The following is a 17,019-nucleotide window of genomic DNA, read 5'->3' on the forward strand; positions in this document are numbered from 1 at the left end:
TATTGCGGTTTTTCTATTCGGATTTGCAGGGCTGTTTGGCAAATTTTTATCCTGCAGCCCCTTTTATATCGTTCTGGGCCGGACCTTTTTTGCAGGTCTGGCCCTGGGTCTTTTTGCCCTTGTCCAGCACCGGACAAAACTGACAGGCTTTACCCCCAAAGCCCTTGCGGGTTTTATTTTCCAGGGTATTCTTCTGGCCTGTCACTGGGTCTTTTTTTCCTGGCCATCCAGGTCTCGTCCGTGGCTGTGGGCCTTATCACCTTTTCAAGCTTTCCCCTTTTTGTCACCTTTATGGAACCTGTGTTCTTTAAAGAGCCCTTAAAATCCGTTGACATGGCCACAGCCCTGGCTGTATTTACCGGTATTATTTTGGTGGTCCCGGATCTGGACCTGTCCAACCAGACCACCTTGGGAGCCTTTTACGGCATTTTATCAGGCCTGACCTTTGCCCTTTTAGCACTGGTCAACCGTAAAAACGGTTCTGTTGCAAAAAATTATTAATGTCTGATACAAGTCCGTTTTGGCACTAATTTATTTGCAGAGAGATAGTATGAAAAATGAAAACCCTTTCAAGTGGCGTCATTATGAAAAAGAAATCATCCTGTTGAATGTTCGCTGGTATCTGAGATATCAACTGAGTTACAGGAATCTGGAAGAGATGATGCAAGAACGGGGCTTGTCTGTGGATCACAGTACCATTTACCGATGGGTTCAGCGCTATGCTCCTGAAATGGAAAAGCGAAGCAGGAAGTATCTGCGGCAATCAAATGATTCTTACCGTATTGATGAAACATATATCAAGGTGCGGGGGAAAATGAAGTATCTTTACCGAGCGGTCGATTCCCGTGGAAATACCATCGATTTTCTTCTTCGCAGCAGACGTAATATGGAATCTGCCAAACGATTTTTTAAAAAGATGCTGCGAGCTTCCAATAGCTCCAGACCTCGGGTTCTGAGTGTTGACGGAAATCCTGCATATCCTCCGGCAGTAAAGGCTTTGAAAGAAAAAAAGCTTCTGAATAAGGACTGTATCCTAAGACAGAATAAATATCTGAACAATATTATTGAGCAAGACCACCGGTTTATCAAAAAGCTTGTCAGAGCTGGTATGGGGTTCAAGACATTTCATTCTGCCTGGCGGACGCTAAAAGGCTATGAAATTATGAACATGATCAGAAAAGGACAAGTTAAAAATATCAGGAAGGGAGAAATTTTAAAGCAGAAAGAATTCGTCGAAAATCTGTTTTCTTATGCTGCGTAAATTTTACGCCTGAACGATCTCTTTGTCCTGGAAATCTTTTTTGCAACAGAACCAAAATATCCTTCTGGTGGGCCATATCAACATATTCCCCAAAGGATTTTTCATAGGCCCCAAGCCCGGTTGAAATGTCTTTTATCCCCTTGGCCAGATCATCATCCATACTGAGCCGGGTTATTTCCCCGATCTTTTCTTTCAGCTTGGAGATGTCTTTTTTCACCTGGCTGACCCCATCGGCCTCGTTGGTCAGAATAAATTGTTTTTCATTCTGGCGGGCATCCAGAATCAGATTCATCAGGGACTGAAAATGATTGGCAGCATCAACCCGGTCCACCACCCGGGTAATTCCGGTGCGGCCCACAAATGCCAATAAAATCAGCAAACATAAAATAATAGAAAATCCGCCTGCAATTTTTTTTGCCAGACTCAACCCCTTAAGCATAATTCCTCCGGATCTTGTGATGATCAAAAAAACGAAAATTCGCCGGGCTTATTTTTTCGCCCATCCCCCAAGCAAATGAAGATGAAGGTGAAAAATTTCCTGGCCCCCGCCCTTTTCCACATTAAACAAAAGCTTGTACCCGGATTCATTCACCCCTTCTTGTTCAGCCATCTTGGCTGCAATGGTAAAAAGCCTGCCCACAACGGCTTCATGACCGGGTTCAAGATCATTGATGCTGCGGATATGGGTTTTAGGAACCAAGAGCAAATGAACCGGAGCCGCAGGATTTATATCCCGGAACACCACATAATAATCATCTTCATATAAAAACTCACTGGGAATTTCCCGGTTTAAAATTTTACAAAACAGACAGTCGTCAGACATTACTTTTCTCCTAAGTTTGAAGTTATACAATCAATTTCATCCAATAAGTTTTCCATGGCCAGGCAGGCCTTGTCCTCTAAAAAAATATCTGTAACCCCTCTGGTGTATTCAGAAGGAAACGGGTTTATTTCAATGATCACGGCATTTGAGGCTTTGGCCCTGGCCGGAATCAGGTTGGCCGGTGCCACCGTCCCTGTGGTACCGATCAGAATCATGCAGTCGGTCTTATGGGCAGCCTCAAAAGAACGGGTGGCAGCAGGTTCCGGAATGGGTTCCCCAAAAAAAATCACATCCGGTTTTAACACACCGCCGCAATGATCACAGGCCGGCGGCAGGCGATTGAGGTCCACTTGGCTTACGGGAAAACGGGTAAGGCAATTTAAACAGACCACCTGTTTCAAGGATCCGTGAAATTCATGGACAACTTTGCTGCCCGCATCCCGATGAAGGTTGTCAACATTCTGGGTGATCACGGCCTTGACCATTTGTCTGGCCTCAAGTTCTGCCAGGGCATAATGGGCGGCATTGGGAAGCGCCTGACCAAAAAGCGAATAAAAAATTTTCCTGACAACAGACCAGGTTCCTTGGGCATCCCGATTAAAATGTTCAATATCAAAGGTGAAAGGATCATATTTATTCCACAAACCATTTTCCCCCCTGAACGGAGGAATTTTTCCCCCCTGAACGGAGGAATACCGCTTTCAACTGAAATGCCCGCCCCTGTGAATGCCACACAGGCCTCTGACTGAACAATTTTTTGGGCGGCTTTTTGATAATCGTTCATATCAAATCCATAACCTCCAGGGTATGGGTCCATAAATCCGCAATCAACAGCTTATTTCGCAAAACCTCCCCCTTGCCGATCAATATTTTCACGGCTTCAGAAACCTGGAGGGATGCAATAAAACAAGCGCAATAGGAAAGGTTGCCAACCTGGGTTTCAATGCCTTTTTTTGAAGCATCAATGGAAGCGGGACTGCCGTAAATCAGTTCAAATCCTCTGTCCTGGGGAAAGATGACCGTGACCTGTCCTGTCCCCCCGGCAATGGCACCGGAAACCAGAGGCTTCTTGCCTTTTTGGGCGGCCAGTTCAAGTACAAATCGGTCAGAAATGGTATCCAGGCAATCCATGACAAGATCTGCATCCCGGATCAGGGCCTGGATATTCTCGGGCCCTGCAAAGACCTTGTGAATCCCAATTTTCACAGATGAATTAATTTTTTCTATTCTCTTTTTTGCCTCATCTGCCTTAAAACAGCCCAAATTGTCCTCACGGCTCAACACCTGACGGTTAAGGTTGGTTGAATTAAAACGATCCCCATCAACCAGGGTGAGGCACTCTACACCGATCCGTGCCAGAAGCTCACACACCGTGCCCCCAAGCCCCCCAAGCCCAATAACAGCAACATGGGAGGTCTTAAGGCGATTTTGATCTGCCAAGCTTAGGCTGTTAAAATTTCTCAGATACCGGTCGTTCAAACAGGTCCCCATCCCTTATCCTCCGCCCACCGGGGGGAAAAGCCCCACACGGTCTCCTCGGCAAAGTGTTTGGTCTGCCGAAGCTTTTTTCCCATTGATAAAAATCAGCTTTACCGTATCCGGATCAATCCCAAGATCGAAAATCAGATCAGATATTGTACTCCCCTTTTCAACATTGTGAGGACCGCTGCCCCGGGGATGATATTTGGCCAGGGTAACAAAAAGCTTGAGATCTATTTGAATCATTTGATGCGCGTCCATACAGATTTTCCAAATCCTAAATTAAACGATTTAACCTAAACCCGATATTTTATCACCAGGCGCAATGCCAAAGGGCCATTAAGGTCCAACCCCTTAAAAATCCTGCCTGATTTTATAAGGCCGGGGTTTACACTTTTCCCCAAGGCTGATATTTATTGAACTTGAGTATAAGACAGATCCAATAATTTGTATATGATTTTAAGGCAGAAAAACATCCATGAATGCAGCCAAAAACGATAGCCCAACTCCCAGAGGCCAAGAGAAATTAAGCACAGAACAGGTGGCCAAAAACCTGGCAAACTTTGCCATTGACCGGACAGATTTAAAAGAGTTGATTCTGGCCCTGCCCCAAGAGACAAGCCTGAATAAAACCACCCTGGAATATGAGCTTGGCATACTCAAAATATTGAGTGTCGGATGGGGCATTGCCTTTTACATGGCAGCCACAGATAAGAACAAACCCGCCTTAACCGAATCCTATTGGGCAATGATCCAGGAAATTTCCCAGAATATTTCCACCCTTACCCAAACCACAACCGGTACCCAGGTTGACTATTTCGGTATTCTTAAACAACGGCTGGATTCTTATGTGGAACTCATGCAGACCAATCCTTCCCAGGCTACAGAACCCACGGCGGTCATGGGACCTGCATTTGCCCAGGCCTGCAAATGCCCCAACGACCCCATGGCGATTCTCACGGGAACCAAAATGTTTACCCTGACCTTAGGTGCTGTCAAAGAGTACCTAGCTGCCGTCAATATTAAAGAGATCACCATTCATTAAAATTAAAACCGACTGCCAATGAACCCATTAAAATATTTAGGGTTCTGTTGCAAAAAATTATTAATGTCTGATACAAGTCCGTTTTGGCACTAATTTATTTGCAGAGAGATAGTATGAAAAATGAAAACCCTTTCAAGTGGCGTCATTATGAAAAAGAAATCATCCTGTTGAATGTTCGCTAGTATCTGAGATATCAACTGAGTTACAGGAATCTAGAAGAGATGATGCAAGAACGGGGCTTGTCTGTGGATCACAGTACCATTTACCGATGGGTTCAGCGCTATGCTCCTGAAATGGAAAAGCGAAGCAGGAAGTATCTGCGGCAATCAAATGATTCTTACCGTATTGATGAAACATATATCAAGGTGCGGGGGAAAATGAAGTATCTTTACCGAGCGGTCGATTCCCGTGGAAATACCATCGATTTTCTTCTTCGCAGCAGACGTAATATGGAATCTGCCAAACGATTTTTTAAAAAGATGCTGCGAGCTTCCAATAGCTCCAGACCTCGGGTTCTGAGTGTTGACGGAAATCCTGCATATCCTCCGGCAGTAAAGGCTTTGAAAGAAAAAAAGCTTCTGAATAAGGACTGTATCCTAAGACAGAATAAATATCTGAACAATATTATTGAGCAAGACCACCGGTTTATCAAAAAGCTTGTCAGAGCTGGTATGGGGTTCAAGACATTTCATTCTGCCTGGCGGACGCTAAAAGGCTATGAAATTATAAACATGATCAGAAAAGGACAAGTTAAAAATATCAGGAAGGGAGAAATTTTAAAGCAGAAAGAATTCGTCGAAAATCTGTTTTCTTATGCTGCGTAAATTTTACGCCTGAACGATCTCTTTGTCCTGGAAATATTTTTTGCAACAGAACCCCCAGATATATTGCAACGGCAGGGGGTAAAATTCCCTTGCACAAAAGCAATGTTCAGTCCCATGAAAACTCGGATGTGATCCTTAAAAAACCCTGGAATGGCGAAGTTGTCAACTACCCTGATGCCGACCCCGAAATTTTTTCCTTTATGAAAAACTAAAAATGAATTCTAAGACATAAAATATAGCCCCGGGGCAGCCTTAAATTTAAGGCTGCCCTGTGTATTTTTTCATAACCCCCAACCCTTCAGGCAGGTATAGATGACCTTGAAAATAATTGACTATATTCATGAAAACAAAGCAGGGCTTTTTCAGCTGTTGGAAGAACTGGTTCTGATCCAGAGCTACTCTCGAAACAAAAAAGGCGTAGACCGTGTAGGTGAACAGATTGCAAAACAGATGACCCAGATCGGTTTTTCCTGTGAATTCACCCAGGAAAAAGACCTTGGCAACACCCTCATTGCAAGATCACCCAAAGCATCCGGTCAGCAGGGACAAGAGCAGATTCTAATCACAGGTCATATGGACACGGTCTTTCCCGAAGATACGTCATTTAACTGGTACAAGGAAAGTGACACCCAATGTTTCGGGCCGGGCGTGGCAGACATGAAAGGGGGACTTGTGGTGGGGATATTCGCCCTTAAGGCCCTTGTTCATTTAGGCTTGGCCAAAAATAAACCCATCACCTTTATATTCAACAGCGATGAAGAGATAGGCTCTCCGACCTCCAGGGAACTGATCAGAAAAGAGGCCCAAAAATCAAAACTTGGCCTTGTGCTTGAAGCCGGCGGGATGAACAATGAAATTGTCACCGGTCGAAAGGGTAACTTATCCGTTGATCTCACGGTCAAAGGCCAGGCCGGTCATGCGGCATTTGCAGGAAAAAACAAGGCCAGCGCCATCGTTGAATTGGCCCATAAAACCCTTGCCATTGAAGCCATTAATCAGCCTGAAAAAGGCATTTCAGCCAATGTGGGTACCATCAACGGCGGCATCGGACCCAACACGGTTCCCGACCTGGCCAGAGCAGGCGTTGATTTCAGATTTCTCACTGACAAGGATGCCCGCCAGGTCCAAGAGAACCTTGATCGGATTGTCCAGCATCAGAGGGTTCCCAATACCCGGTCCGAAATGAGGGTGGTGTCCAGCCGGCCGCCCATGCCCCAGACCCTGGCAAACCAGGACCTGTTCAAAACAATTGAAGGGCTGGCCCACACCCTTAAAACCCCGGTTATCCCTGAGCTTCGCCAGGGCGTATCAGATGCCAATATCATTGCAAGCCAAGGCATCCCAGTGATCGACGGTCTAGGCCCCCAAGGGGAAAAAGACCATAGTGAAGACGAGTATATTAAAAAAGCCAGCCTCTGGGAACGAAGTATTTTATTTGCCACCATCCTCAACGCCCTCTAACCTGCCAATGGGTGCTTTTTTGGGTTCTGTTGCAAAAAAGATTTCCAGGACAAAGAGATCGTTCAGGCGTAAAATTTACGCAGCATAAGAAAACAGATTTTCGACGAATTCTTTCTGCTTTAAAATTTCTCCCTTCCTGATATTTTTAACTTGTCCTTTTCTGATCATGTTCATAATTTCATAGCCTTTTAGCGTCCGCCAGGCAGAATGAAATGTCTTGAACCCCATACCAGCTCTGACAAGCTTTTTGATAAACCGGTGGTCTTGCTCAATAATATTGTTCAGATATTTATTCTGTCTTAGGATACAGTCCTTATTCAGAAGCTTTTTTTCTTTCAAAGCCTTTACAGCCGGAGGATATGCAGGATTTCCGTCAACACTCAGAACCCGAGGTCTGGAGCTATTGGAAGCTCGCAGCATCTTTTTAAAAAATCGTTTGGCAGATTCCATATTACGTCTGCTGCGAAGAAGAAAATCGATGGTATTTCCACGGGAATCGACCGCTCGGTAAAGATACTTCATTTTCCCCCGCACCTTGATATATGTTTCATCAATACGGTAAGAATCATTTGATTGCCGCAGATACTTCCTGCTTCGCTTTTCCATTTCAGGAGCATAGCGCTGAACCCATCGGTAAATGGTACTGTGATCCACAGACAAGCCCCGTTCTTGCATCATCTCTTCCAGATTCCTGTAACTCAGTTGATATCTCAGATACCAGCGAACATTCAACAGGATGATTTCTTTTTCATAATGACGCCACTTGAAAGGGTTTTCATTTTTCATACTATCTCTCTGCAAATAAATTAGTGCCAAAACGGACTTGTATCAGACATTAATAATTTTTTGCAACAGAACCCAGAATTCTGTGTCACGGTTTCGGTTCCCGGATCTGCCTCAGCGCCAGCGGAAGTAAAAGTCAGGTCCGAGAATGGGCCTTCAATCAGCCACGTCGGAGGAGTTGATTTTTGCTGGAGTGGAGTTCCTGGAACCATCTTTTCCATCTGTAAATAAATCCCTATCAAATTCCCAGCTCTTTATCCAGCCGGCCTTCAAAGAAAATTGCCAACTGGGAAATTGTCAGTGACCAATTTTGAATCGGCATTGTCCATTTTTTACTGGCGTTCTGGATCCCCATGTAAAGCAGCTTTAACAGGCTGTCCTGGTTCGGGAATGATCCCTTTGTTTTGGTCAGTTTTCGAAACTGTCGATGCACAGCCTCAATGGTATTTGTGGTGTATATTATCCGTCGAATCTCTTCTGGATATTTAAAGAAATGACTGAGGCGTTCCCAGTTGTTCCGCCAGGATTTTATCACAATCGGGTATTTGTCATTCCATTTATTTTCCAAGATATCCAGTTCTTCTTCGGCCAGATCCTTATTGACCGCTTTATAAACACGTTTTAGATTTGCCATAAATTCTTTTTTATTTTTGGAACCAACGTATTTCAATGAATTTCGGATCTGGTGGACTACGCAGAGTTGAACTTCTGTGTCCGGGAATATGGTCTCAATGGCCTCGGGTAAACCTTTTAGACCATCAACACAGGCAATCAGGATATCTTTTACCCCTCGGTTTGAAAGGTCTGTTAACACCTGCAGCCAGAAGTTCGCACCCTCATTCTCGGATATGTACAGCCCAAGAATCTCTTTGCGGCCCTCGATATTCACCCCAAGAATTGTGTAAACGGCTTTGCTGCCGACCTTTCCGTTTTCTCGTACTTTATAATGTATGGCATCAAGCCATACGATTGGGTACACATTTTCCAACGGCCTGGCCTGCCATTCTTTGACGGTATGGATGATTTTATCGGTAATGGTGCTCAGAGTGGCATTTGAAATCTCAAGTCCATAGATTTCCTGTAAATGGGAAGCCATATCATTATAACTCATGCCCAGGCCGTAAAGGGCTATTATCTTTCTTTCAATTTCATCGCTGAGCGTTGTCTGATGTTTTTTGACGATCTGTGGAGAGAAGGTTCCGGCCCTGTCACGCGGGGTTTTTAGCTCAAATTTACCATCCAGGGATTTAATGGTCTTTTTGCTTTTTCCATTACGGCGGTTGGCAGAAACTTCCTGTCCGAGATGGGACTCCAACTCTCCTTCAAGAGCAGCTTCAGCAAGATTTTTGATTAATGATGTAAGGACGCCGCCCTTACCTGTGAAGGGTTTACCTTCCTGGATGCCTTTAAGGGCTTTTTGAAAATCAAATTCGGTGTTTTCTTCGGTCATGTCAGTTCTCCTTATTTAGCTGAGTATATCAGCTTTCATTCAACTGACACAGAATTTTGAACGCCCTCTAATCAAAGACGTTCGAGGGTGCTTTGTTCCTGCAATCAAACCATGAACACGCTGCCCTTTGAGAGCATATCCCTAGCGACGGGTTGTATAAGGCGAAAAGCCGCTTTCATCAACATAAACAAACGTTTTGCAACGACGTACATAACGTTCACGAAGACGAAGATATGCCTTTCTTTTGCTGTCGCTTCGCTCCCTGTATCCCGTCATCTTTTTTTTCGAGTGATTCCGAGTTGTTTCATATTATACCAGATACAGGCACGGGATACTCCGAAATGCTGCGCCCTTTCCGATTGTGTCATGTCATCATTTGTCTCCACATGGAGGCGCAAAGCTTCCAGATCCAAACTTCGTGGTCCTTTTGGACCGGGTTTCTTGTATGACAAACCATCTTCGGCAGACGTCCAGTTGTGAACACTTCCACGGGATACATTAAACTGACTGGCAGCTTCCGTCTTGCTTCCTCCATTTTCTACAAAATCTATAACGCGTTTGCGTAAATCTGATGAATATCTCATGGGGAAAATATAAGTTGTATAAATCCTTGTTCAAGTAATTGTTTGCTCTGCTATATTCTTGAGAAGTCATCTATCCTCCAGCCCGAAAATTTTCCTGCCGAACTTTTTGCTTCACCAAAGGAGATTTTAACGGAATCCATAAACTCTGAGCTAACACTCTCTCAAGTGCGAAACCAGGAAATGTCACGAATAGAGAGAATTTACCTTGATCAGCTATTGAAAAAGCATTTTGGAAAAATCAATATCACAGCAAAAGCGGCCGGTATAACAACAAGGCAATTACATAAACTGATGACCAAGCACAATTTAAAAAAAGAAGCCTACAAAACAAAAAAACTGCTGAGCTGATCATGCGTGGAAACGGTCTGCAAATGTCTTTACTCGGCATTCGTGCGTCCATGGAAAATTTTAGTACCACAATAACAGGTTTTATGATGTCCGGTTATTTTTTGGGCTTGATATTTGGTTGCAATTTTACGCCTTTATATGCTGATTTCTTTTGGTATAGTGGCCCCCAGTGTCAATAGAGTTTTTTATTCAATTTAAGCGTTATCTTTAAAATTTCCCCGACAATTAGCGGAAGTGGAAGCCAGGCCCTGGAAATGGGCACCTCAAACATTGCCCGTCGGAAGGGGTTGGCTTCCGCGACATGTTGCCGGAAGCGACAATGACCTTCAGGAGTTAACGGAACGGTATCTTGAATTACCCAGACTTAAAAACTGGACTATTACAACGTATTGAAAGTGTAGTTGTCTTCTTTTAATTCCGTATTTGGTCCGCTGTTGGTAAAGGATCTAAAGCCCGTTGACCTGGAAAATTACCAGATTCGAAGAAAAGACCTGTGTAAATCTGATTCCTATATTGATCAGGAGATAGGGGCGGCCCGTGGGATGGTTAATAAAGCCTGGGACAATGACAAGGTATCTGGGGATGCCCTGAAACCTTTTAAAAAAATTACCAAATTATTGAAACGTGGCGGCAATGCCAGGGACAGGGCATTGAACATTGAGGAGTTTTTCCTTTTGGCAGACGCCCTACCCCTTCATGCCAGGAATATTTTCATCACAGGTTTTTTACGGGTATGCGCATGGGTGAAATTTTATCGTTAAAATGGGATCAGGTGAGCCTGAAGCACCGCAGAATTGAACTTGAGGCCGACCAAACCAAAGACAATGAAAAACGGTTTGTTCCTATCCCTGACACCCTGTCTGAATGTCTGGTGAAAATTTCCAGGGCATTGCATGATGACCATGTTTTTCTATGCAAGAGAAAAGCCTTGAAAAGTATTCGGGCCAGCTTAAAAAAGGCCTGTGAGACTGTTGGGATTCCTTACAGCAGGAACACCAAAAATGGGATCACACCCCACGACCTGTGACACACCTTTAACACGTATATGAGAAAGGCCGGGGCTCATGATACCGTGACCATGGATATCACCGGCCATTCCACCAGGGAAATGTTTGACAGGTATAATACAGTCGATGAAGTTGAAAAAGCCGAAGCTGTAAAAAGGATGGAATCTTTTTTGTTCGATCCAAAAGAAAATGAAGAGACTAAAAAAGGGTAACATTAAACTGGCTGATGTTACCCTAAAAGCAAAACGGGTAGTTAGGATGTTTCCTAACTACCCGTTTCTATTATTGGTACCGAAGAGAGGACTTGAACCTCCACGCCTCGCGGCACTAGATCCTAAGTCTAGCGTGTCTACCAATTCCACCACTTCGGCTTTGGAATCTGTTTTAAATCTTGGATTTAAAAGATCGGCAACTTATCTACATTTATTCTCTTCATAAATCAAGCATTTTTTATCAGTAGTGTCCGGTTAGGTTGTTGCATATAAAAAGCATCTAAAATCATTGAAAAAACAGTCGGTTTTGTGTTGACAAATGTGCGTAAAAATTTTTGTGCGCCTTGAAAACTTAACTCAAGGAGCTCAAATGACGCACATCTCAATCCCTAAAAAACAACTACGGTCCCTGAACTTTGACAATTTCAGGTGCCCTCTGATAAAGTCACTTTCAAAAGCACCGGAATTACAATCTCGAGGAGACCGCCCTTTAAAAATGACATTCGAAGACCAGATAAATGCTTTGGTTTATTTCCATCTTCAGGAGCACAAGTCTGCCCGACATTTAATTCAGGATCTCAAGGAGAATGTTTTTGCTAAAGAAAATATTGCGCCAGACGGTGGTATCAGCCGTAGTAGTTTCTGTGAAGCCATCAATCACAGGGGACTCGAACAACTGCAATTTATCTTTGAGGATCTTTATAAACAGGCTCTTGAGTGTCATCCGGGTGAACACGCCGAGTTAGGAGAGTTGGTTTCCATTGACGGTAGTCTCATAAATGCAGTCCTTTCAATGCACTGGGCGAACTACAGAAAAGGAAGTAAAAAAGCCAAAGTACATTGCGGATTTGACATTAATCACGGAATCCCAAACAAAATCTTTTTGACTGAAGGCAACGGCGCTGAACGCACCTTTGTTCCCAAAATACTTTCCAAGGGGCAAACAGGTGTTATGGATCGTGGATATCAATCCCATAAAGAATTTGACCTGCTTCAGGAGCAAGGCAAACATTTTGTCTGCCGTATAAAAACCAGGACAACAAGAACAATTATTGATAACCACGAGACCCCTTCCGACAGCTACATTTTTTATGATGCACTGGTTAAACTTGGTACTCCGAATCAAAACCAGACGAAAAGGCCTGTTCGGGTTGTTGGCTATAAAATTGCTGGCGTCAAATACTATGTGGCAACTGACAGGCATGATTTAACAGCGGAACAAATAGCAACAATTTATAAACTCCGGTGGACCATTGAGGATTTTTTCAAATGGTGGAAAGAACATCTGAAGGTATATCATCTCATTGCCCGCAGTGAATACGGCCTTATGGTTCAGATTCTTGGCGGCCTTATCACTTACCTGTTACTGACAATCCATTGCCAAAAACAGTTTAATGAAAAGGTCACGATCAAAAGAGTTCGGCAGCTGCGAACCGCCATTCTAAATGACCTGTTTGGCTGCGAGGAGCAGGGCTCTCATAGTTCAAACAGGGACAATATTGTCAAAGATCAAAAAATTATTGAGCAAGCAAAAACCTAACCGGACATCACTGACTAATAACATAAACTTGGTGTTTTTATATGGAAAAAATAAAATACGCCCCCTATTTTCGCACCCCTCTTGCCAAAAATTGAACATTGCGCCGGATCTGCCAACTTGAAAAAAAACAAAAAAATAATCGGATACAAATCCATAAGGCTGGTTTGTCAAAAAAGTTTTTTTTAAATCATGGACCGTCAAAAACAATTTACACGGGCTTTCCAGAGACTGGTTTTCGTCTTTTCGCAAGGCGAAAACGGGTTGACAACCCCTAAAAACAGAAAAAGCCCTTTAAATAAAGGGCTTTTGGTACATATTGCGAGGTTATCTTAAATATAATTTGGTGGAGGCGGCGGGAGTTGAACCCGCGTCCGAAAACAATCAACCCAGGCTTCTACATACTTATCCTGAACTTTAAAATTGGCCGTTGCGTCTCCCTCAGGATGGATGCGCTTCGGTATATCCTGAAAAATTCAACCTAAAGGGCTCAGGAAACCCCTATCGGCGGTCTTGCAAGAGTCGACGCCCCGATCTGAAATCTGCAAGAGGGATTTCAGGAGGACGGAAGCCGCCTTAAGCAGCTACAGCGTAATTATAATCGTCTGCGATTATGTTTTTTTCTGCCGGATTTACGAGCGGACAAAAAAACGCTCGGTATGCTACCTTGGGCATCAGAATCTCCGTCGAAACCATTTCGCCCCCAAATTGTAAAAGATCAAGTCACGCGCTTTAATATAATAACATGCATTGGAATGTCAATAAAGACCTGGGTTAAAAAAAACACAGGGTTATAAATCTTTAGCCGGAATATTTTTTTCTATCCCGGTCCATGTCCCTTTTAACGTCTTTTTGCTTTATGGTTTCCCGCTTGTCATATAATTTTTTACCTTTGCCAAGACCTATGAGCACCTTGATTTTATCATTTTTAAAATAAATTTTAAGGGGTACCAGGGTATAGCCTTTTTCTTTTATTTTAACGGTCAGCCGCTTAATTTCATACCTGTGAAGAAGAAGCTTTCGGGTTCTTAAGGCCTCATGGTTTGCGTTGTAGGCATATTTATAGGCAGATATATGCAACTGCCTTAAAAAAACCTCATCTTGTTTAATATCGGCATAGGCGTCCTGAAAACTGACCCTGCCTTCTCTCATGGCTTTGACCTCAGATCCCACAAGCACAATACCGGCTTCATACTCGGCATCTATCTGATAGTTATACCTTGCCTTTTTATTGGTGGCAATGAGTTTTGTGTATTCCGCATTCATGATTTTATTCTTCGTTGTCCCTGTAGGGGAGAATGGTTTTATATTTATCCAGGATAAAATCCGTGATCTCCTGGGTGGTTTTAAATGCCATCACTGTTTTTGCACATTTACGGGCCATATAAACATCCATGGACCGGACCATTTTTTTGATCACCGGGATTGAACCTGAATTCATGGACAAATTGGTCAGGCCGATGCCCAGAAGTACGGGGATATTAATGGGATCCCCTGCCATTTCACCGCACATGAACACCTCAATATTATTTTTCTGGGCAGCCTCATAGGTCAGGCGGATCATTTTAAGCACGGCAGGGCTTAATGCCTGGTACAGGTGGGCCACCCGCCGGTTGCCCCGGTCAATGGCCATGGAGTACTGGATCAGGTCATTGGTGCCGATACTGAAAAAATCGACCTGCCCGGCCAGCTCATCGGCCATGATCACAGCAGACGGGACCTCAATCATGATGCCCAGGGGGATATCTTTGTTAAAAATTTTGTCTTCATCTTCAAGCTCGATCACCGCCTTATTAATAACGGCTTTAACCTGAATGATTTCTTCCATGCAGGAAATCATGGGAATGAGCAGCTTGATGTTGCCAAAGGCTGCCGCCCTTAGTATGGCCTTGATCTGGGTGATGAAAATGGCTTCGTTTTCAAGGCAGAACCGGACAGCCCGAAGTCCGAGTGCAGGATTTGCCTCTTCCACAGGATCAATATAGGGGTTGAACTTGTCTCCGTTGATATCCAGGGTCCGGATGGTCACGGGCGCAGGATTCATGAGTTCCACAAGCTCCCTGTATTTTTTGAGCAGTTCGTCTTCCGTGGGAAACCGGTTCATATCCAGATACAAAAATTCGGTCCTGAAAAGCCCGATGCCTTCTGCCCGGTTGTCCTTGGCCGAAACCACTTCTTCCACCAGTTCAATATTGGCCATGAGATTCAAGGCCACCCCGTCATGGGTCACGGCAGGCAGGTGGCTGTCCCGTTCAATATCAGCCCGGTAGGATTCAAAACGGGCCATTTTTTCTTCATACTTGAACAGGGTATCCTCTTCGGGATTGATGATAATAATGCCTGAAGAGCCGTCAACAATAAGGATATCATCATTATTAACGTTGACGGTGGCGTTTCCAAGCCCCATGACCGATGGAATTTTCAGGGATTTGGCCACAATACTGGTATGGGAATCCTTGCCTCCCCGGTCAGTGACAAAGCCCTTGATTCTTTCGAGCTGGATCTGACTTGTATCTGCAGGGGAAAGGTCATGGGCCACAATGATCACCCGTTTGTTGATATCCTTGATCCAAATATCCTGGCCCCCCACAAGGTAGGTCATAATTTTGTCTGACACCTGGATGATGTCATTGACCCGTGCCTGAAGATAGGCGTCGTCAATCTGTTCGAACATCCGCCTTACTTTTCTGGACACCTTTCTCAATGCCCATTCCGCATTGACCCTGTCGTTGGAAATGGTATCAATGGTTTTGCCGTAGAGCATCTTGTCCTTGAACAAAACCATGTGGGTCTCAAGAATGTTGAGATTTTCACTCAGGTCTTCACCTAAAGACTTGATGGTTTTGGCATGGTCATTTTTGGCTTTGATTACCGCATTCTTAAACCGGTCTATTTCAGCAGGCACCATCCGGGCATCCACAGGATACCGTTTGATCAGGTTCACCCCTTCACGGTCCACAAGGTATGCCTTGCCGATGCAAATGCCGGGGGATCCGCTGATGCCGGTGATGGTAATCTCGCCTGCAGGGGATCTATTCATTGATCTGTTCTCCAAAACCCATATCGAAAAACGCCTTAAGTTCCTCTGCCAGCAGAGTATCACCTTTGTTTTCAACGTGAATGGAAATCCGGGTGCCGGTTACCGCACACAGGGTGAGAATATCGATGATGCTAGATGCATCCACGGTTGACACCCCGTCAGACAGCCAGATATTTCCCTTTGCCCCCATGGTCATCTCAGCTATTTTTGCTGCGGGGCGGGCGTGCATTCCCAGAGCGTTCACGACTTTGGTCTTCCGGGAACTTGAATATTTTGTGTTCAATTATCGTTCTTTCCAAAGAAAATTTTTTTTCTTGTTTATATCTTTCAATGTTAAAAGTCAACAGTGCCTGAACCAGAAGAGATCCGCCCGAGTTGATCAGGTTGATAAGCTGGCCCACTTTGTGTAGAATATACCAAATTTTTATAATTTTAGCCAGTTGGAAAACCAAGGTTGCCCCTCAGGTTGACCAAACACACAGATAAAGGAAAATTGCCATGACCTCCACAAAAGAGCCCCTCCAATACCCCATTGATGATTTTAAATCAGGTGAATCCTGGCGGCTGTTCAAAATCATGGGAGAATTTGTAGAAGGAATCGATACTCTCCATAACCTCGGCCCTGCCGTGTCCATATTCGGCTCGGCCAGAACAGATCCAAAGCATCCGGATTATCAAAGGGCCCGGGACACGGCCGCCTTGTTTGCCTCTTCCGGCTATGCGGTAATCACGGGTGGGGGCCCGGGTATTATGCAGGCCGCAAACCAGGGGGCCAAAGAAGCCAAAGGCAAATCCATAGGCCTTAAGATCAACCTGCCCTTTGAAGAAAAAGGCAACCCCTATCTCACCACCTCCGTTGATTTTCATTACTTTTTTGTCCGCAAGGTCATGTTTGTTAAATATGCCCAGGCCTATATCATCATGCCCGGCGGACTTGGCACCCTGGATGAGATGTTTGAAACCCTGACCCTTGTTCAGACAAGACGGATCAGGCAGATGCCGGTGATTTTAATGGACAAAAAATTCTGGTCTCCGCTTTTGGACTGGATTAAAACACAGCTTGTGGAAAGGGGATTGATCTCCCCGGAAGACCTGGATCTTTTCCATCTGGCCCAGGATCCGGACCAGGCCCTGAAAATTGTTCAAAATTTTTATCAATAAAAAA

Annotated in this window: 20 protein-coding genes, 1 tRNA gene, 1 other RNA gene and 2 pseudogenes; 11 read left to right on the forward strand and 13 right to left on the reverse strand. The window is 44.4% G+C overall.

Annotation, left to right across the window (positions count from 1 at the left end; genetic code table 11):
• Nucleotides 1-15: 15 nt before the first annotated feature.
• A complete protein-coding gene (locus HUN05_14825) occupies nucleotides 16-501 on the forward strand; it encodes an EamA family transporter (protein ID WDP88081.1) in 486 nt (161 codons plus the stop codon).
• A gap of 49 nt (nucleotides 502-550) precedes the next feature.
• Nucleotides 551-1,261 (forward strand): IS6 family transposase, encoded by a 711-nt coding sequence (locus HUN05_14830; protein ID WDP86245.1) that lies wholly within the window; start codon nucleotides 551-553, stop codon nucleotides 1,259-1,261.
• Here the strand turns inward: HUN05_14830 and HUN05_14835 are convergent.
• From HUN05_14835 to HUN05_14855, 5 genes and pseudogenes are all read right to left on the reverse strand, one after another.
• On the reverse strand, nucleotides 1,197-1,700 hold the full coding sequence (locus tag HUN05_14835; GenBank protein WDP86246.1) for a hypothetical protein: 504 nt from the start codon (nucleotides 1,698-1,700) through the stop codon (nucleotides 1,197-1,199). The two genes, HUN05_14830 and HUN05_14835, sit on opposite strands and share 65 nt — an antisense overlap.
• 48 nt (nucleotides 1,701-1,748) lie before the next feature.
• Complete coding sequence (locus HUN05_14840; protein WDP86247.1) at nucleotides 1,749-2,084, reverse strand: histidine triad nucleotide-binding protein; 336 nt, start codon at nucleotides 2,082-2,084, stop codon at nucleotides 1,749-1,751.
• A pseudogene (locus HUN05_14845) lies at nucleotides 2,084-2,868 on the reverse strand (NAD-dependent deacylase). Before HUN05_14845 ends, HUN05_14840 begins: the two are co-directional and overlap by 1 nt.
• Nucleotides 2,865-3,575, reverse strand: coding sequence for a HesA/MoeB/ThiF family protein (locus HUN05_14850; protein ID WDP86248.1), 711 nt, complete (start codon nucleotides 3,573-3,575; stop codon nucleotides 2,865-2,867). The pseudogene HUN05_14845 and the gene HUN05_14850 overlap by 4 nt, the downstream one beginning before the upstream one ends.
• Nucleotides 3,576-3,578: 3 nt before the next feature.
• A complete protein-coding gene (locus HUN05_14855; GenBank protein ID WDP88082.1) occupies nucleotides 3,579-3,809 on the reverse strand; it encodes a MoaD/ThiS family protein in 231 nt (76 codons plus the stop codon).
• 232 nt (nucleotides 3,810-4,041) lie between these two features.
• Here HUN05_14855 and HUN05_14860 point away from each other — a divergent pair, with 232 nt between their 5' ends.
• The 3 genes and pseudogenes from HUN05_14860 to HUN05_14870 all read left to right on the forward strand — a co-directional run bounded on the left by HUN05_14860 (nucleotide 4,042) and on the right by HUN05_14870 (nucleotide 6,893).
• Nucleotides 4,042-4,608: a hypothetical protein gene (locus HUN05_14860; protein WDP86249.1), complete on the forward strand. Its 567-nt coding sequence runs from the start codon at nucleotides 4,042-4,044 to the stop codon at nucleotides 4,606-4,608.
• Nucleotides 4,609-4,721: 113 nt separating this feature from the next.
• Nucleotides 4,722-5,432: pseudogene (locus HUN05_14865) on the forward strand (IS6 family transposase).
• 312 nt (nucleotides 5,433-5,744) lie between these two features.
• A complete protein-coding gene (locus tag HUN05_14870) occupies nucleotides 5,745-6,893 on the forward strand; it encodes a M20 family metallopeptidase (GenBank protein WDP86250.1) in 1,149 nt (382 codons plus the stop codon).
• A 75-nt stretch (nucleotides 6,894-6,968) separates the two neighbouring features.
• Here the strand turns inward: HUN05_14870 and HUN05_14875 are convergent, their stop codons facing one another.
• The 3 genes from HUN05_14875 to HUN05_14885 form a co-directional block, all read right to left on the reverse strand.
• On the reverse strand, nucleotides 6,969-7,679 hold the full coding sequence (locus tag HUN05_14875; protein WDP86251.1) for an IS6 family transposase: 711 nt from the start codon (nucleotides 7,677-7,679) through the stop codon (nucleotides 6,969-6,971).
• Between the two features lie 235 nt (nucleotides 7,680-7,914).
• Nucleotides 7,915-9,126, reverse strand: a complete 1,212-nt coding sequence (locus HUN05_14880) for an IS256 family transposase (GenBank protein ID WDP86252.1) — start codon at nucleotides 9,124-9,126, stop codon at nucleotides 7,915-7,917.
• 272 nt (nucleotides 9,127-9,398) lie between these two features.
• The gene (locus tag HUN05_14885; protein WDP86253.1) at nucleotides 9,399-9,710 is read right to left on the reverse strand and encodes a hypothetical protein; all 312 of its coding nucleotides are present in this window, start codon (nucleotides 9,708-9,710) and stop codon (nucleotides 9,399-9,401) included.
• Between the two features lie 42 nt (nucleotides 9,711-9,752).
• Here HUN05_14885 and HUN05_14890 point away from each other — a divergent pair, with 42 nt between their 5' ends.
• The 4 genes from HUN05_14890 (at nucleotide 9,753) to HUN05_14905 (ending at nucleotide 11,277) form a co-directional block, all read left to right on the forward strand.
• A complete protein-coding gene (locus HUN05_14890; GenBank protein ID WDP86254.1) occupies nucleotides 9,753-10,058 on the forward strand; it encodes a hypothetical protein in 306 nt (101 codons plus the stop codon).
• A gap of 434 nt (nucleotides 10,059-10,492) precedes the next feature.
• Nucleotides 10,493-10,819, forward strand: a complete 327-nt coding sequence (locus HUN05_14895; protein ID WDP83751.1) for a hypothetical protein — start codon at nucleotides 10,493-10,495, stop codon at nucleotides 10,817-10,819.
• Nucleotides 10,798-11,085, forward strand: coding sequence for a tyrosine-type recombinase/integrase (locus HUN05_14900; GenBank protein ID WDP86255.1), 288 nt, complete (start codon nucleotides 10,798-10,800; stop codon nucleotides 11,083-11,085). Before HUN05_14895 ends, HUN05_14900 begins: the two co-directional genes overlap by 22 nt.
• A gap of 51 nt (nucleotides 11,086-11,136) precedes the next feature.
• Nucleotides 11,137-11,277, forward strand: coding sequence for a hypothetical protein (locus tag HUN05_14905; GenBank protein ID WDP86256.1), 141 nt, complete (start codon nucleotides 11,137-11,139; stop codon nucleotides 11,275-11,277).
• A 74-nt stretch (nucleotides 11,278-11,351) separates the two neighbouring features.
• Here the strand turns inward: HUN05_14905 and HUN05_14910 are convergent.
• A tRNA-Leu gene (locus tag HUN05_14910) sits at nucleotides 11,352-11,436 on the reverse strand.
• Between the two features lie 211 nt (nucleotides 11,437-11,647).
• Between HUN05_14910 and HUN05_14915 the strand changes: the two genes are divergently transcribed.
• The gene (locus HUN05_14915) at nucleotides 11,648-12,817 is read left to right on the forward strand and encodes an IS4 family transposase (GenBank protein ID WDP88083.1); all 1,170 of its coding nucleotides are present in this window, start codon (nucleotides 11,648-11,650) and stop codon (nucleotides 12,815-12,817) included.
• Nucleotides 12,818-13,158: 341 nt separating this feature from the next.
• Here HUN05_14915 and ssrA read toward each other — a convergent pair.
• The 4 genes from ssrA to HUN05_14935 all read right to left on the reverse strand — a co-directional run bounded on the left by ssrA (nucleotide 13,159) and on the right by HUN05_14935 (nucleotide 16,083).
• Nucleotides 13,159-13,519, reverse strand: a transfer-messenger RNA (tmRNA) gene (gene ssrA, locus HUN05_14920).
• A gap of 96 nt (nucleotides 13,520-13,615) precedes the next feature.
• Nucleotides 13,616-14,080: an SsrA-binding protein SmpB gene (gene smpB / locus HUN05_14925; protein WDP86257.1), complete on the reverse strand. Its 465-nt coding sequence runs from the start codon at nucleotides 14,078-14,080 to the stop codon at nucleotides 13,616-13,618.
• Nucleotides 14,081-14,084: 4 nt separating this feature from the next.
• Nucleotides 14,085-15,854 carry a phosphoenolpyruvate--protein phosphotransferase gene (gene ptsP / locus HUN05_14930; protein WDP86258.1) on the reverse strand — a complete coding sequence of 590 codons (1,770 nt, stop codon included), beginning with the start codon at nucleotides 15,852-15,854 and terminating at the stop codon, nucleotides 14,085-14,087.
• Nucleotides 15,847-16,083, reverse strand: coding sequence for an HPr family phosphocarrier protein (locus HUN05_14935; GenBank protein WDP88084.1), 237 nt, complete (start codon nucleotides 16,081-16,083; stop codon nucleotides 15,847-15,849). The genes ptsP and HUN05_14935 overlap by 8 nt, the downstream gene beginning before the upstream one ends.
• 269 nt (nucleotides 16,084-16,352) lie before the next feature.
• Here HUN05_14935 and HUN05_14940 point away from each other — a divergent pair, with 269 nt between their 5' ends.
• Nucleotides 16,353-17,015, forward strand: coding sequence for a TIGR00730 family Rossman fold protein (locus HUN05_14940; protein WDP86259.1), 663 nt, complete (start codon nucleotides 16,353-16,355; stop codon nucleotides 17,013-17,015).
• Nucleotides 17,016-17,019 lie beyond the last annotated feature (4 nt).

This window comes from Desulfobacter sp., assembly GCA_028768545.1.
Taxonomy (GTDB): Bacteria; Desulfobacterota; Desulfobacteria; order Desulfobacterales; family Desulfobacteraceae; genus Desulfobacter.

What these genes read in the sequence shown, in the direction of transcription:
- HUN05_14830 (WDP86245.1), top strand. Translation starts at nt 551, where the DNA reads ATGAAAAATGAAAACCCTTTCAAGTGGCGTCATTATGAAAAAGAAATC.
- HUN05_14835 (WDP86246.1), bottom strand. Translation starts at nt 1,700, where the DNA reads ATGCTTAAGGGGTTGAGTCTGGCAAAAAAAATTGCAGGCGGATTTTCT.
- HUN05_14840 (WDP86247.1), bottom strand. Translation starts at nt 2,084, where the DNA reads ATGTCTGACGACTGTCTGTTTTGTAAAATTTTAAACCGGGAAATTCCC.
- HUN05_14850 (WDP86248.1), bottom strand. Translation starts at nt 3,575, where the DNA reads ATGGGGACCTGTTTGAACGACCGGTATCTGAGAAATTTTAACAGCCTA.
- HUN05_14855 (WDP88082.1), bottom strand. Translation starts at nt 3,809, where the DNA reads ATGATTCAAATAGATCTCAAGCTTTTTGTTACCCTGGCCAAATATCAT.
- HUN05_14860 (WDP86249.1), top strand. Translation starts at nt 4,042, where the DNA reads ATGAATGCAGCCAAAAACGATAGCCCAACTCCCAGAGGCCAAGAGAAA.
- HUN05_14870 (WDP86250.1), top strand. Translation starts at nt 5,745, where the DNA reads ATGACCTTGAAAATAATTGACTATATTCATGAAAACAAAGCAGGGCTT.
- HUN05_14875 (WDP86251.1), bottom strand. Translation starts at nt 7,679, where the DNA reads ATGAAAAATGAAAACCCTTTCAAGTGGCGTCATTATGAAAAAGAAATC.
- HUN05_14880 (WDP86252.1), bottom strand. Translation starts at nt 9,126, where the DNA reads ATGACCGAAGAAAACACCGAATTTGATTTTCAAAAAGCCCTTAAAGGC.
- HUN05_14885 (WDP86253.1), bottom strand. Translation starts at nt 9,710, where the DNA reads ATGAGATATTCATCAGATTTACGCAAACGCGTTATAGATTTTGTAGAA.
- HUN05_14900 (WDP86255.1), top strand. Translation starts at nt 10,798, where the DNA reads ATGGGTGAAATTTTATCGTTAAAATGGGATCAGGTGAGCCTGAAGCAC.
- HUN05_14905 (WDP86256.1), top strand. Translation starts at nt 11,137, where the DNA reads ATGGATATCACCGGCCATTCCACCAGGGAAATGTTTGACAGGTATAAT.
- HUN05_14915 (WDP88083.1), top strand. Translation starts at nt 11,648, where the DNA reads ATGACGCACATCTCAATCCCTAAAAAACAACTACGGTCCCTGAACTTT.
- smpB (WDP86257.1), bottom strand. Translation starts at nt 14,080, where the DNA reads ATGAATGCGGAATACACAAAACTCATTGCCACCAATAAAAAGGCAAGG.
- ptsP (WDP86258.1), bottom strand. Translation starts at nt 15,854, where the DNA reads ATGAATAGATCCCCTGCAGGCGAGATTACCATCACCGGCATCAGCGGA.
- HUN05_14935 (WDP88084.1), bottom strand. Translation starts at nt 16,083, where the DNA reads ATGCACGCCCGCCCCGCAGCAAAAATAGCTGAGATGACCATGGGGGCA.
- HUN05_14940 (WDP86259.1), top strand. Translation starts at nt 16,353, where the DNA reads ATGACCTCCACAAAAGAGCCCCTCCAATACCCCATTGATGATTTTAAA.